Here is a 13,541-nt window from a genome sequence, read left to right as displayed (position 1 = left end):
ATGCCAGCCTTCGAAGACATCGTCCAGCGCGAAGCCGGACTCCAACAGCAGCTGTCCGCAGGACAGATGACCATGATCGCCATCGGCGGTGCCGTCGGCACCGGCCTGTTCCTGGGCAGCGGCTTTGCCATCGGCTTCGCCGGGCCCAGCGTGCTGATCAGCTATGCCATCGGCGCGCTGATCTCGCTGCTGCTGATGGGCTGCCTGGCCGAGATGACGGTGGCCCACCCGACCTCGGGCTCGTTCGGCGCCTATGCCGAGCACTACATCGCCCCCTGGGCCGGCTTCGTGGTGCGCTATGCCTACTGGGCCTGCGTGGTGCTGGCCGTGGGCACCGAGGTGACGGCCGTGGGCCTGTACATGGGCTACTGGTTCCCCGAGGTGCCGCGCTGGGCCTGGGTGGTGATCTTCTCGGGCGCGCTGATCGGCGTGAACATGATGAGCGTCAAGGCCTTCGGCGCCGTGGAGTACAGCTTCTCCATGATCAAGATCATCGCCATCGTGGCCTTCATCGTGGTCGGCGCCTGGGTGGTGTTCGGCACCCGTCCGGTCGGCGTGGGCTTTGCCAACTACGTCAACAACGGCGGCTTCTTCCCCAACGGCCTGTGGGGCACCTGGGTGGGCGTGATCATCGCCATCTTCAGCTACCTGAGCATAGAGATGATCGCCGTGGCCGCCGGCGAGGCCAAGGACCCGCAGCGCGCCGTCACCAGCGCCTTCCGCTCCACCATGGTGCGCCTGGTGGTGTTCTACCTGGCCACGATCGCGCTGATGCTGGCCATCGTGCCGTGGTCGGCCGCCGGCAAGGACGGCAGCCCCTTCGTGAAGGTGATGGAGATCATCGGCCTGCCCGGCGCGGCCAGCGTGGTCAATTTCGTGGTGCTGGTGGCGGCCCTGTCGGCCATGAACAGCCAGCTGTACATCACCACCCGCATGATGTTCAGCCTCTCGCGCGCCGGCCATGCGCCCGCCGTGCTGGGCCGCGTGAACTCGCGCGGCGTACCTCTGCCGGCGCTGCTGCTGTCCTGCCTGGGCATTGCCGTGGCCACGCTGTTCAACATCATCAATCCCGAGCAGTCCTTCATGCTGATGATGGCCGTGGCCATGTTCGGCGCCATGTTCACCTGGTTCATGATTTTCGTGACCCACCTGTTCTTCCGCATCCACTGGGTGCGCCAGGGCAACAAGCCGCTGGCCTTTCGCATGTGGGGCTTCCCGGTGCTGACGCTGCTGGGCGCGGCTCTGATGCTGGCTGCCCTGGTGTCCACGCTGTTCACCGACGTGTTCCGCCTGACCGTGCTCACCGGCCTGCCCTTCCTGCTGCTGCTGGGCGCCATCTACGCCATCTGGTACCGCAGGCCGGCCGGACAGACCGCAACCGCACCTCAAGCCATTGCCCCAACCCAGGCCCGGTGACATCCGGCTCCCGTTTTTCTCCCTCCCTTAGAAACATGACGACTCTTGCCCCCCTCGATACCGCCCGCGCCTCGATGTTCAGCCACGTCCCGCCCTACCCCGGAGATCCCATCCTGTCGCTGATGGAAGCCTTTCAGCAGGACCCGCGCGCCGACAAGGTCAGCCTGAGCATCGGCCTGTATTTCGACGAGGCTGGCCGCCTGCCTGTGCTGGACTCCGTGCGCCAGGCTGGCGATGCCCTGGCCCGCGAGCACAGCCCCAGCGGCTACCTGCCCATCGAAGGCATCGCCCCCTACCGCCAGCTGGTGCAGAACCTGGTGTTCGGCGCTGAGCACGAGGCCGTGCGCGCGCAGCGCATCGCCACCGTGCAGACCCTGGGCGGCTCGGGCGCGCTCAAGCTGGGCGCGGACTTCATCAAGCACTATTTCCCCGACGCCGAGGTCTGGCTCAGCGATCCCACCTGGGACAACCACCTGGCCATCTTCCAGGGCGCGGGCCTGCGCACCCACAGCTACCCCTACTACGACGCGGCCACGGGCAGCCTGCGCTTCGACGCCATGCTGCAGACACTGCGCGAACTGCCCTCGGGCAGCGTGGTACTGCTGCATGCCAGCTGCCACAACCCCACGGGCGTGGACCTGTCGCGCGAGCAGTGGCAGCAACTCATCCCCGTGATCGTGGAGCGCGGCCTGATCCCCTTCGTGGACATGGCCTACCAGGGCTTTGGCGACGGCCTCGATGAAGACGCCTGGTCCGTGCGCGCGCTGGCCGATGCGGGCGCCCAGGCCTTTGTGGCCAATTCGTTTTCCAAGAACTTCTCGCTGTATGGCGAACGCGTGGGCGGCCTCAGCGTGGTCTGCAACGATGCGGCCACGGCCGGCAATGTGCTGGGCCAGCTCAAGGCCACGGTGCGCAGCAACTATTCCTCACCCCCCACCCGTGGCGCGCGCCTGGTGCAGCAGGTGCTGGCGTCGCCCGAACTGAGCGCCCGATGGGCGCAGGAGCTGGCGCAGATGCGCGGCCGCATCAAGGACATGCGCGCCCAGCTGCACGGCGCGCTGCATGAACGCTTTGGCGAGCGACGCGACTTCGGCTTCCTGCTGACCCAGCGCGGCATGTTCAGCTACACCGGCATCAGCGAGCCCCAGGTCCACCGCCTGCGCGACGAGCACGGCGTGTACCTGATCCGCTCCGGCCGCATGTGCATGTCGGGCCTGTCCGGTGCCAACGTGCAGTACGTGGCCGACGCCATCGCCCGGGTGCTGGAGTCGCCGCAATGAGCGGCTGCCCCGTCCATGGCGGCCTGACCGAGCGCATCGTCGCCGAGGAAAGGGCGCAGCTGGATTTCAGCCAGTCCATGAGCTATGGCGACTACCTGCAGCTGGACGCCATCCTCGGCGCACAGCAACTGCTGTCGCCCACGCATGACGAGTTGCTGTTCATCATCCAGCACCAGACCAGCGAGCTGTGGATGAAGCTCATGCTGCACGAGCTGGGCGCGGCCACGGCCGCCGTGGCGACCGACCGCCACGCCGATGCCTTCAAGATGCTGGCCCGCGTGAGCCGCATCATGGAGCAGCTGGTGGGCGCCTGGTCGGTGCTGGCCACCATGACGCCCACCGAGTACACGGCCATGCGCCCGTATCTCGCCAGCTCCAGCGGCTTCCAGAGCTACCAGTACCGCTGCATCGAGTTCGCGCTGGGCAACAAGAATGCCGCCATGCTCCAGCCCCATGCCCACCGCCCGGACCTGCTGGCCCGGGTGGAGGCCGCATGGCGCGCACCTTCCCTGTACGACGAGGCCCTGCGCCTGCTGGCACGCCAGGGGCTGGCCATTCCTGCCGGGCACCTGGAGCGCGACTGGACCCTGCCCTACACGGCCAGCCCCGAGGTCGAGGCCGCCTGGGCGCAGGTCTACCGCGACCCGCAGTCGCACTGGGACCTGTACCAGCTCGGCGAAAAGCTGGCCGACATCGAGGACGCCTTCCGCCTGTGGCGCTTCCGCCATGTGACCACGGTCGAGCGCGTCATCGGCTTCAAGCGCGGCACCGGCGGCACGGGCGGCGTCAGCTACCTGCGCAAGATGCTGGACGTGGTGCTGTTCCCCGAAATCTGGTCCGTAAGAACGAAACTGTGACCCCTGAGCGGCTTTGCCGCTTCCCCCGCTCTCGCTGCGCGGGCGCGGGACGACACCATCGCTGCGGGACGGCCCTTGCTCGGCGTCCGCCGATGGGCCGCGCCAAGTTTCCGACGCAAGAACACCATGCCTTCGCATGTGGTCAAGACACAAGGAAAACACAAGGAAATCCATGAAGCAAATCATCGACGTGGGACTGCCGCCGCTCAAGCAGCCCTTCTCCTGGGCCGTCAAGGCCAGCGGCCAGATGCTGTTCACGGCCCACGGCCCCGTGCGGCCCGACGGCAGCATCGACACCGGCCCCATCGAACAGCAGGCGCGCCTGACCTTCACCAACCTGCGCAACGCGCTGCAGGCCGCAGGCGGCACGCTGGCGCATGTGACCCAGGTGCTGATCTACATGACCGACGTGGCCGACATGCCGGCCATCGACGCCGTGTACCGCGAGTTCTTCGAGGCGCCCTATCCCAACCGCTCCAGCATGGGGATTTCGGCGCTGGTGGTGCCGGGCATGAAGCTGGAGATCGTGGCCTACGCCATGCTCCCCTAGAGGATGTGACGGACATGCCGGCGCCCCGCAATTGCGTTCAATACAGGGGCGGCGTGCGGGGGGAGACTGCGGGCCTTGTGCAGTCCTGCGTCCGCGCGAAATCTCATGTCCTCCTCGCTGCTCGCCATGGGCGTCTTCACCCTCGTCGGCGCCATCACGCCCGGCCCCGTCAATGTGCTGGCCCTGCGCCACGGCGCAGCCCGCTCGCGCCTGGTCTCTGGCGCCTATGTGCTGGGCGCCAGCGCCAGCTATGCGGCCGTGGTCTGGGTCATGGGCCAGGGAGCACAGTGGCTGCTGCAGACGCTGCCGCAGCTGTCCACGGCCGCACAGTGGCTGTGCGCCGCCTATCTGCTGTGGCTGGCCTGGCGGCTGGCCAACGCGCCTGTGGGCCAGGCCGGTGCGCAGCAGCAGGCCGGATCGCAGCGCCCGCTGCAGGCCCTGCTGCAAGCGCTGTTGCAGGGCACGGCCGTGCAGACGCTCAACCCCAAGGCCTGGCTGGTGGCGCTGGCCGGCGTGGGCCTGTTCGTGCTGCCCCACGCGAATGCCCCGTGGGCGCTGCTGCAGTTTTGCGCCATTTCGCTGCTGGCCTGCCTGGTGGGGGTCGGCAGCTGGGCGCTGCTGGGGCAGCTGCTTTCGGGCTGGCTGCACACCGCGCAGCGCCAGCGGCTGTTCCACCGCCTGCTGGCCCTGCTGCTGGTCGCCAGCGTGGCCGCCATGCTGGCATGATGGCCGCCAGCCATTGCAGATGCCATGACCTCGACCTCTCCCCACCGCATCCACCGCCACCCGGCCGCCCCCTGGGCCGAGCTGCGCGACAGTGCGCGCTCGGCGCACTGCTTCCGGCTGCACATGCATGCCGAGTACTCGATCGGCATCGTGGACGCCGGCCGCACCATGTTCCACCATGCCCACGGCCCGCAGCCCGTGGAGACTGGCGGCGTGGTGCTGATCGAGCCCGGCGCCTGGCATGCCTGCAATCCCGAGCCGGGCGCGCCGTGGTCCTACCGCATGCTGTTCATCGATGCCGACTGGCTGCATGCACGGCTGGCCGTGGCTGCGCTGCGCTTTCCCCGTCGCACGCTCACGGATGCGGATATGACTCGCCTCGTAGATGGCCTGTGCCGCCCCGTCGATGGCACGGCGGCCGCCGACCGCCTGGCCCTGGGCCTGGAGCACCTGCTGGACCGCTGTGCCCAGCCCGCAGCCTTGCCCCTGCCCGGCGATGCGGCGGCCCTGGCCCCCGCGTTGCAGCGCCTGCACGCGGGACCCGATGCGGGCCTTACCGTGCAATCGCTGGCCCAGGAATGCGGCATGAGTGCCACGCGCTTCATCCGCCGCTTCAAGGCGGCCACGGGCATGACGCCCGGCAGCTACCGCCTGAACCTGCGCATCAACGGCGCGCGCCGCCTGCTGGCCACGGGCGCGCCACTGTCCGAGGCGGCCTATGCCATGGGCTTTGCCGATCAGGCGCACCTGCAGCGCGCCTTCAAGGCCCACCATGCGCTGACGCCGGGCTGCTACGCACGCGGCGCCTGAGCCGGCCGCGCCTGGGCCGGCCGCGCCTGGGCCGGACCCTCCCATGGTTTTGCTGCGGCCAGCCCGGGGCCGGCGGTGAAAGCGCAGATACTTACGCCTTCCGCTTTCAGCCCCCACCTGCCGCGCACCATGGCCGCCTTCCAAGACATTCAGCAACGAGAAACCGGCCTGCGCCAGCAGCTGTCCGCCGCCCAGATGGTGATGATCGCCATTGGCGGCGCCATCGGCACCGGCCTGTTCATGGGCAGCGCCTTCGCCATCGGCTTCGCCGGCCCCAGCGTGCTGGTCAGCTATGCCATCGGCGCGCTGATCTCGCTGCTGCTCATGGGCTGCCTGGCCGAGATGACGGTGGCCCACCCGACCTCGGGCTCGTTCGGCGCCTATGCCGAGCACTACATCAGCCCGCTGGCCGGCTTCATGGTCCGCTATGCCTACTGGGCCGCCGTGGTGCTGGCCGTGGGCATGGAGGTGACGGCCATAGGCATCTACATGGGCTACTGGTTCCCGGACGTGCCGCGCTGGATCTGGGTGCTGGTGTTCTCGGGCGCGCTGGTGGCCGTCAACGCCAGCAGCGTCAAGGCCTTCGGCCAGGTGGAGTACGGCTTTTCCATGGTCAAGATCATCGCCATCGTGGCCTTCATCCTGATCGGCGCCTGGGTGGTGTTCGGCTCGCAGCCCCAGGGCATCGGCTTTTTCAACTACACGGCCGATGGCGGCTTCTTCCCCAAGGGCCTGTGGGGCACCTGGGTGGCCGTGATCATCGCCATCTTCAGCTACCTGAGCCTGGAGGCCGTGGCCGTGGCGGCCGGCGAGGCCGAGGACCCCAGGCGCGCCATCACCCGGGCCTTTCGCACCACCATGGCACGCCTGGTGATCTTCTACCTGGCCACGATCGCGCTGATGCTGGCCATCGTGCCCTGGCAGCAGGCCGGCACGGACAAGAGCCCCTTCGTGAAGGTGATGGAGATCATCGGCATCCCGGGCGCTGCCAGCATCATCAACTTCGTGGTGCTGGTGGCCGCGCTGTCGGCCATGAACAGCCAGCTGTATGTGACCTCGCGCATGATGTTCAGCCTGTCGCGCGGCGGCTATGCGCCCTCGGTGTTCGGTCGGCTGAACAGCCGTGGCGTGCCCGTGGCGGCCATTGCCATCTCCTGCCTGGGCATTGCCGTGGCCGTGGCCGTGAACCTGTGGAAGCCCGAGGGCTCGCTGCTGTGGATGATGTCCGTGTCCATGTTCGGCGCCATGTTCACCTGGTTCATGATCTTCGTGACCCATCTGTTCTTCCGCGCGCGCTGGTCGCGCGAGCATCCGGGCCAGCGCCTGCAGTTCCGCATGTGGGGCTTTCCGCTGTTCACGCTGGCCGGCGCCGCGCTGATGCTGGGCGTGATCGTCACCACCTATTTCACCGAGGTCTTCCACATGACGCTGCTCACGGGCCTGCCCTTCCTGGGCCTGCTGGCCCTGGTCTACATGCTGTGGTACCGGCCCCGCGCGCAAGCAGCCCGCACATCCCCCAAGGAATGAAGCCATGACACGCAGGCTCTGGGACATCTCTCCCGCCATCCAGGCCGCCAGTGCCGTCTTTCCCGGCGACACGCCCTACAGCCAGCAATGGTGCGCCACCATCGGCCCCGGCTGCCCTGTCAATGTCAGCGCCATCACGCTGTCGCCCCATGTGGGCGCGCATGCCGATGCGCCGCTGCACTATGACGCGGACGGCGCCAGCATCGGCCACGTGGACCTGGACGCCTTCCTCGGCCCCTGCCGCGTGATCCACGCCATCGGCAAGGGTGGGCTGATCGAGTGGGAACACATTGCCCACGCGGTGACGGGCAGCCTGCCGCCACGCGTGCTGGTGCGCACCTACGAGCGCGCCCCCACCACCTGGGACCAGGAACTGGCCGCCTATGCGCCAGCCACGGTCGAGCGTCTGGCCGACCTGGGCGTCAGGCTCATCGGCATTGACACGGCCAGCATCGATCCGGCCAGCAGCAAGAGCCTGGACAGCCACCAGGTGATCCGCCGGCGCGGCCTGCGCGTGCTGGAGAACCTGGTGCTCGACGAGGTGGCCGAGGGCGACTACGAGCTCATCGCCCTGCCGCTCAAGCTGGTCGAGGCCGATGCCTCGCCCGTGCGCGCCGTGCTGCGCGCCCTGGCCTGATCCCTGCCCGCATTGCGGCGCCGGCCCTGCCCGCGCTTTTCGCCTTTTCGCCTTTTCGATACCCAAGGAGACCCCGTGACGAGCCTGCAAGACTGCCTCACCCTCGATGCGCAAGACCCGCTGCGCGCCCTGCGCGACCAATTCACGCTGCCCGAAGGCGTGATCTACCTTGACGGCAATTCGCTGGGCGCCAGCCCCCGCGCCGCCGCCGCGCGCGTGGCCGAGGTGGTGCAGCAGGAATGGGCGCAGGGCCTGATCCGCTCGTGGAACGATGCGGGCTGGATCAGCCTGCCCCAGCGCCTGGGCGACCAGTTCGCCCCCTGGCTGGGCGTGGGCGCGGGTGAGCTGGTGTTCACCGACACGGCCTCCATCAACCTCTACAAGGTGCTGTCGGCGGCGGCCCGCATCGCGCGCGAGGACGCGCCGCAGCGCAAGCGCCTGATCAGCGAGCGCAGCAACTTCCCCACCGACCTCTACATCGCCCAGTCGGTCTGCCAGGAATACGGGCTGGAGCTGGTGCTGCTCGAACCCGAGGAGATTGGCGGTGCGTTGACCGACGAGGTCGCCATCTGCATGCTCACCCATGTCAACTACCGCACGGGCGCCATGCACGACATGGCTGCCGTGACGGCTGCCGCGCAGGGCAAGGGCATTCTCTGTATCTGGGACCTGTGCCACAGCGCAGGCGCCGTGCCTGTCGATCTCAAGGGCGCCAATGCCGACTTCGCCATTGGCTGCAGCTACAAGTACCTCAACGGCGGCCCCGGTGCGCCGGCCTTTGTCTGGGCCCATCCGCGCCTGATCAACCGCTTCTGGCAGCCGCTGTCGGGCTGGTTCGGCCATGCCGAGCCCTTCAAGTTCGTGCCCGACTACCACCCGGCCCAGGGCATACAGCGCTACCTGTGCGGCACCCAGCCCATGGTCAGCCTGAGCGTGCTGCAGTGCGGCCTGGATGTGTTCACGGCCGTGGAGCCGCTGGGCGGCATGGACGCGCTGCGCAACAAGTCGCTGGCGCTGACCGACCTGTTCATCGCCCTGGTCGAGGAACGCTGCCAGGGCCACGGCCTGGGCCTGGCCACGCCGCGCGAGCACGGCCGGCGCGGCTCCCAGGTCTGCCTCACGCGCGAGGAGGGGCTGGGCGTGGACGGCAAGGACAGCGGCGCCTATGCCATCGTGCAGGCGCTGATCGCGCGCGGCGTGATCGGCGACTTCCGCAAGGGCGACGGCACGGGCCTGCACAAGGACATCCTGCGCTTCGGCTTCACGCCGCTGTACGTGGGATTCGAAGATGTCTGGCATGCCGTGGAGCACCTGCGCCAGGTGCTGGAATCGGGCGAATGGCGCAAGCCGGAGTTCAACCGCGTCAATGCGGTGACCTGAAAGCCTGAAGCCCGGCGCTCAGAACGCCGTGGACGACAGCGAGGCCCAGAGATGGGCGGCGACCAGGGCGCGCCAGGGCGCGAAGTCCCGCAGCCACAACTCGGTCTGCGCCGCATCCATGGCGTCCGTCTTCAGCAGCAGGGCCAGGGCCCGGCGCACGGCCACATCGCCGTGCAATGGGCCGTCCAGGTGGCCATAGCCGCGCAGCAGCATGTAGTTCACGGTCCACGGGCCTATGCCCTTGAGGGCCAGCAGCCGCTCGCGGATCTCGGCCACCGGCAGTTCAGGCAGGGCCGCCCAGTCGTCCAGCGGCAATTCACCCGACTGCACGGCCTGGGCCAGCAGACGCAGCGTGTGCGTCTTGCTCCGCGAAAAGCCGGCAGCGCGCAAATCCTCCTCGCCCAGCTGCGCCAGCTGGGCGGCCTCCGGCATGCACCACAGCTGCTGCGGCGCGTCGGCATGGCCATCGTGCAGCGCCACCGGCTGGCCGGCTGCGGCGATCAGGCGGCGGCGCAGCGACACGGCTGCAGCCACGCTGATCTGCTGTCCGGTGACGGCCCAGCTCAGCGCCTCCCAGGGCGTGCAGGCCGCGGGTACATGCAGGCCACGCTGGCGCGCCAGCAGCGGCCCCAGCCGCGCATGGCGGCCAAAACGGCGCTCGAATTCGCCCACATCCTGGGACAGACCGAACATGCGCCGCAGCATGGCGGCCAGCACGTCGTCCATACCGGTGATTGCGCCTGCCTCGGCGGGCAGGCGCCAGCGGGCCTGCACCACGGCCGCCCCTTCGCAATGCTGCGTCAATTCCAGGGTCAGCAGCGTGGGAAGGCCTTTCCACATCAGGCCCTTGTGCATGCGGATGGTGGCGCCGTCCTGCAGATCGCATTCGGACAGGCGCTGGGAATCGCGCCGGTGGAAACCCCAGAACTCGGTCATGCGGTAGCCGGCCGGCAGCGTCAATTGCTGCTCTGCGCCATGGCTGTGACCGGTGCGCCGCCCGATCATGCCTTGCCGGCCTGGCGCAGCGGGGCTCGGCCGCTCTCCCGCCCTGTCTCCGGGACAGCGGCCTCCTGCGCCTGGCGCGCCTCGCGCAGCAGCAGGGCACGCTTGCGCTCCACGCCCCAGCGGTAGCCGGAGATGCTGCCGTCGTTGCGCACCACGCGGTGGCAGGGCACGGCCACGGCAATCGGGTTGGCAGCGACGGCGCTGGCCACGGCGCGGGCGCCCGTGGGCATGCCCAGGCGCAGGGCCAGTTCGGAATAGCTCAGGGTCTGGCCGGCCGGAATGGCGCACAGCGCCTGCCACACGCGCTGCTGGAAGACCGTGCCCTGCACATCCAGCGGCAGCGCCAGGCCGCGGCGCGGCTGCTCGACCAAGGCCACGACCTGGGCCACGGTGTGCTCGAAGCCCGCATCGCCACCCACCAGCTCGGCCAGCGGAAAGCGCTGCTGCAGGTCCTGCACCAGGGCCTCGGCGTCGTCGCCCAGCAGCACGCAGCACACGCCGCGCTCGGTGCAGGCCACGAGGATGCTGCCCAGCGTGCATTCGGCCACGGCAAAGCGGATGGTCTGGCGCATGCCGCCGCGCCGGTAGTCGCCGGGCGCCATGCCCAGCATGGCGCCTGCGTCGCGGTAGAAACTGCTGCTGGCCGCATAGCCGCTGGAGTAGGCCGCATCGGTGACCGAGTCGCTCTGGCCCGGCTGCAGCGCCGCGCGCAGCGCGCGGGCCCGGTGGGCCTTGGCGTAGGCCTTGGGCGTGAGGCCCGTGGCCTGCTTGAACAGGCGGTGCAGCTGCCAGGGGCTCAGCCCGGAGCGCTCGGCCAGCGATCCCAGGGCCGGGGGAGGCTCCTCGGTTTCCAGCCAACGGCAGCATCGGGCCACCAGGGCCGCTGGGTGGGCGCAGGCATCGCTGGATGGATTCATGGCTTTGTTGGACACGGCGCGTCTTTCGGAGTCATCGGATGCCCTACTCTACGCAGCCCGGTGCGCCCGCGCATCCCGCTTCTTGCAAGCCGCAGGATTTCAGCGCGGGATTCGGTTACGCTGCGCCCTGCATTTTCCGCGTCGAGACTTGCGAGACTCCCACATGACCACCGAACACTCCGGCTGTCCCATGAACAGCCCCGGCCGCACCGAATCCATCGTCAAAGAGGAGCGCGCCCAGCTGGACTTCAGCCAGTCCATGAGCTATGGCGACTACCTGCACCTGGACCAGATCCTCACGGCACAGCATCCGCTGTCGCCCGCGCATGACGAGATGCTGTTCATCATCCAGCACCAGACCAGCGAGCTGTGGATGAAGCTGATGCTGCACGAGGTCCGCGCCGCCACGGCCGCCATCGCAGGCGGCACGCGTGCCGACGCCTTCAAGATGCTGGCCCGCGTGAGCCGCATCATGGAGCAACTGGTCAGCGCCTGGACCGTGCTGTCCACCATGACCCCGCCCGAGTACACGGCCATGCGTCCCTACCTGGCCAACTCCAGCGGCTTCCAGAGCTACCAGTACCGCTGCATCGAGTTCTCGCTGGGCAACAAGAACGCCGCCATGCTCCAGCCCCATGCCCACCGGCCCGACCTGCTGGCCCAGGTGGAGACGGCATGGCGCTCGCCCTCGCTCTACGACGTGTCCCTGCAGCTGCTGGCGCGCGAGGGCATCGACGTGCCCGCCGACCGGCTGGAGCGCGACTGGACCCAGCCCTATGAGGCCAGCGAGGGCGTCAAGCAGGCCTGGATCACCGTCTACCGCGATCCCCACAAGCACTGGGACCTGTATCAACTCGGCGAAAAGCTGGCCGACATCGAGGACGCCTTCCGCCTGTGGCGCTTCCGCCACCTGACCACGGTGGAGCGCGTCATCGGCTTCAAGCGGGGAACGGGCGGCACGGGCGGCGTCAGCTATCTGCGCAAGATGCTGGACGTGGTGCTGTTCCCCGAGATCTGGGCGCTGCGCACCGAGCTGTAAGGACTGGCGGGCGCCACCGACGGCAGACCGCTGCGGTGGCGACAGCGCGCATGCGCGCAAACGGGTAAGCTGCGGCGCCAGGAGAAATACCGTGTCCGCAGCGCCACAACAGCCCCCACACAACAACACACACACAGAGGCTTCGCAGACCTCCCCCGCAGCACCGCCGCCGCGCAGCCAGCTGCTGTGGGCCATGCTGCTGTCCCTGCTCTCGGCCTTTGCGCTGAGCCAGGCCTTTCGCACCATCACCTCGGTCATGGCCACGGGTCTTCAGCAGGATTTCGGGCTCACGGCGCAGTCGCTGGGCGCCTTCGCCGGCCTGTTCGGCCTGTCCTTCGGCGTGGCCCAGCTGCTGATGGGCATTGGAATGGACCTCTACGGCCTGCGGCGCACGGTGCTGCTGTCGTTTCCGCTGGCGATCGCGGGGTCGGCACTGTCCGCCGCCGCACCCAACTACGGCTGGCTGATGGTGGGCCAGTTGCTGATCGGCGTGGGCTGCTCGCCCGCCTTCCTGGCCTGCACCATGTTCATCTCGCGCCACTTCCCCATCGATCGCTTCGCCTTCCTGTCAGGCGTGGGCATGGGCGTGGGCGGACTGGGGCTGCTGTTCACGGGCACGCCGCTGGCCTGGCTGGTCCAGCACTACGGCTGGCGTTCGGGCTTTGCCCTGCTGGCCGTGATGGCGGCCGCTTCATGGCTGCTGATCTGGTGGCGCGTACATGAGCCTGTACGCACCGGCGCGCAGGCCGGTCCCAAGGAAAGCTGGGGCGTGGCGGCGCGCCGCCTGGCCGAGCTGTTCACGCTGCCGCACACGCTGGGCATCGTCCTGCTGGCCATGGCCTGCTATGCGTCGTTTCTGGCGCTGCGCGGCCTGTGGCTGGGGCCGCTGCTCATACACCGCTACGGCTTCTCGCTGGTGGAAAGCGGCAATGTGGCCCTGGTGGTCTCGATGATCTCGCTGTTCAGCCCCGCGATTTTCGGCCGCATGGACCCCGGTGCGGGCCGGCGCCGGCGCTGGCTCAACAACTACTCCCTGCTCATGGGCAGCCTGTTCATGGTCATGGCCTTCCTGCACCACGCCTGGGCCAATGTGGCGCTGATATTCGCCATGGGCCTGCTGTCCGGCTACTCCGTGCTGCAATACGCCGATGTGCGGGCCTCCTACCCGCCCGAGCTGACCGGCCGCGCGCTGTCGCTGTTCACCATGGCCATGTTCCTGGGCGTGGCCCTGGTGCAGTGGTTCACGGGCTGGGTCGCCGCCTGGGCCGAAGCCTGGGGCGTGGAGCCCTACAAGGCGGTGATGATCTCGATTGCCGCCACCCTCGTCGGTGCGTCGACCGCGTTCCGTTTCCTGCCATCCTCACCACTGCTGCGCCAGGCATCCGCCGCCTAGCGGC

13 protein-coding genes are annotated in these 13,541 nt (G+C 68.7%); 11 read left to right on the top strand and 2 right to left on the bottom strand.

What is annotated here, in order from left to right; genetic code table 11:
* The 9 genes from A9976_RS02555 (at nt 1) to kynU (ending at nt 9,183) form a co-directional block, all read left to right on the top strand.
* Nucleotides 1–1,416 carry an amino acid permease gene (locus tag A9976_RS02555; RefSeq protein WP_183017687.1) on the top strand — a complete coding sequence of 472 codons (1,416 nt, stop codon included), beginning with the start codon at nt 1–3 and terminating at the stop codon, nt 1,414–1,416.
* A 74-nt stretch (nt 1,417–1,490) separates the two neighbouring features.
* Nucleotides 1,491–2,696 (top strand): amino acid aminotransferase, encoded by a 1,206-nt coding sequence (locus A9976_RS02550; protein WP_183017769.1) that lies wholly within the window; start codon nt 1,491–1,493, stop codon nt 2,694–2,696.
* Nucleotides 2,693–3,553, top strand: coding sequence for a tryptophan 2,3-dioxygenase (gene kynA / locus A9976_RS02545; protein WP_183017686.1), 861 nt, complete (start codon nt 2,693–2,695; stop codon nt 3,551–3,553). The genes A9976_RS02550 and kynA (A9976_RS02545) overlap by 4 nt, the downstream gene beginning before the upstream one ends.
* 172 nt (nt 3,554–3,725) lie before the next feature.
* Nucleotides 3,726–4,103: a RidA family protein gene (locus A9976_RS02540; protein ID WP_013803668.1), complete on the top strand. Its 378-nt coding sequence runs from the start codon at nt 3,726–3,728 to the stop codon at nt 4,101–4,103.
* Between the two features lie 105 nt (nt 4,104–4,208).
* Entirely contained in the window at nt 4,209–4,829 is a 621-nt protein-coding gene (locus tag A9976_RS02535) for a LysE family translocator (RefSeq protein WP_183017685.1), read from the top strand.
* Nucleotides 4,830–4,853: 24 nt separating this feature from the next.
* Nucleotides 4,854–5,639, top strand: coding sequence for an AraC family transcriptional regulator (locus tag A9976_RS02530; RefSeq protein ID WP_183017684.1), 786 nt, complete (start codon nt 4,854–4,856; stop codon nt 5,637–5,639).
* Nucleotides 5,640–5,768: 129 nt separating this feature from the next.
* Complete coding sequence (locus A9976_RS02525) at nt 5,769–7,166, top strand: amino acid permease (protein WP_183017683.1); 1,398 nt, start codon at nt 5,769–5,771, stop codon at nt 7,164–7,166.
* 4 nt (nt 7,167–7,170) lie between these two features.
* A complete protein-coding gene (kynB, locus tag A9976_RS02520; protein WP_183017682.1) occupies nt 7,171–7,803 on the top strand; it encodes an arylformamidase in 633 nt (210 codons plus the stop codon).
* Between the two features lie 75 nt (nt 7,804–7,878).
* Entirely contained in the window at nt 7,879–9,183 is a 1,305-nt protein-coding gene (kynU, locus tag A9976_RS02515) for a kynureninase (protein WP_183017681.1), read from the top strand.
* An 18-nt stretch (nt 9,184–9,201) separates the two neighbouring features.
* Here the strand turns inward: kynU and A9976_RS02510 are convergent, their stop codons facing one another.
* Nucleotides 9,202–10,188 carry a DNA-3-methyladenine glycosylase gene (locus A9976_RS02510; RefSeq protein WP_183017680.1) on the bottom strand — a complete coding sequence of 329 codons (987 nt, stop codon included), beginning with the start codon at nt 10,186–10,188 and terminating at the stop codon, nt 9,202–9,204.
* Nucleotides 10,185–11,105, bottom strand: coding sequence for a bifunctional DNA-binding transcriptional regulator/O6-methylguanine-DNA methyltransferase Ada (gene ada / locus A9976_RS02505; RefSeq protein ID WP_183017679.1), 921 nt, complete (start codon nt 11,103–11,105; stop codon nt 10,185–10,187). Before ada ends, A9976_RS02510 begins: the two co-directional genes overlap by 4 nt.
* 163 nt (nt 11,106–11,268) lie before the next feature.
* On the opposite strand from ada, the gene kynA (A9976_RS02500) reads away from it, so the two are divergent.
* Complete coding sequence (gene kynA / locus A9976_RS02500) at nt 11,269–12,144, top strand: tryptophan 2,3-dioxygenase (protein ID WP_012204084.1); 876 nt, start codon at nt 11,269–11,271, stop codon at nt 12,142–12,144.
* A 91-nt stretch (nt 12,145–12,235) separates the two neighbouring features.
* Nucleotides 12,236–13,537, top strand: a complete 1,302-nt coding sequence (locus A9976_RS02495) for a nitrate/nitrite transporter (protein ID WP_183017678.1) — start codon at nt 12,236–12,238, stop codon at nt 13,535–13,537.
* The last annotated feature ends 4 nt before the right edge of the window (nt 13,538–13,541 follow it).

The sequence above is a fragment of the Delftia sp. UME58 genome (assembly GCF_014170385.1).
GTDB classification, from domain to species: domain Bacteria; phylum Pseudomonadota; class Gammaproteobacteria; order Burkholderiales; family Burkholderiaceae_C; genus Comamonas; species Comamonas acidovorans.
The sequence above is the reverse complement of the archived record's forward strand: the minus strand, read 5'-3'. Positions and strand labels throughout refer to the sequence as shown.

Excerpts from the sequence above, each read along its gene's own strand:
- A9976_RS02555 (WP_183017687.1), top strand. The coding sequence starts at position 1 with ATGCCAGCCTTCGAAGACATCGTCCAGCGCGAAGCCGGACTCCAACAG.
- A9976_RS02550 (WP_183017769.1), top strand. The coding sequence starts at position 1,491 with ATGTTCAGCCACGTCCCGCCCTACCCCGGAGATCCCATCCTGTCGCTG.
- kynA (WP_183017686.1), top strand. The coding sequence starts at position 2,693 with ATGAGCGGCTGCCCCGTCCATGGCGGCCTGACCGAGCGCATCGTCGCC.
- A9976_RS02540 (WP_013803668.1), top strand. The coding sequence starts at position 3,726 with ATGAAGCAAATCATCGACGTGGGACTGCCGCCGCTCAAGCAGCCCTTC.
- A9976_RS02535 (WP_183017685.1), top strand. The coding sequence starts at position 4,209 with ATGTCCTCCTCGCTGCTCGCCATGGGCGTCTTCACCCTCGTCGGCGCC.
- A9976_RS02530 (WP_183017684.1), top strand. The coding sequence starts at position 4,854 with ATGACCTCGACCTCTCCCCACCGCATCCACCGCCACCCGGCCGCCCCC.
- A9976_RS02525 (WP_183017683.1), top strand. The coding sequence starts at position 5,769 with ATGGCCGCCTTCCAAGACATTCAGCAACGAGAAACCGGCCTGCGCCAG.
- kynB (WP_183017682.1), top strand. The coding sequence starts at position 7,171 with ATGACACGCAGGCTCTGGGACATCTCTCCCGCCATCCAGGCCGCCAGT.
- A9976_RS02510 (WP_183017680.1), bottom strand. The coding sequence starts at position 10,188 with ATGATCGGGCGGCGCACCGGTCACAGCCATGGCGCAGAGCAGCAATTG.
- ada (WP_183017679.1), bottom strand. The coding sequence starts at position 11,105 with ATGAATCCATCCAGCGATGCCTGCGCCCACCCAGCGGCCCTGGTGGCC.
- kynA (WP_012204084.1), top strand. The coding sequence starts at position 11,269 with ATGACCACCGAACACTCCGGCTGTCCCATGAACAGCCCCGGCCGCACC.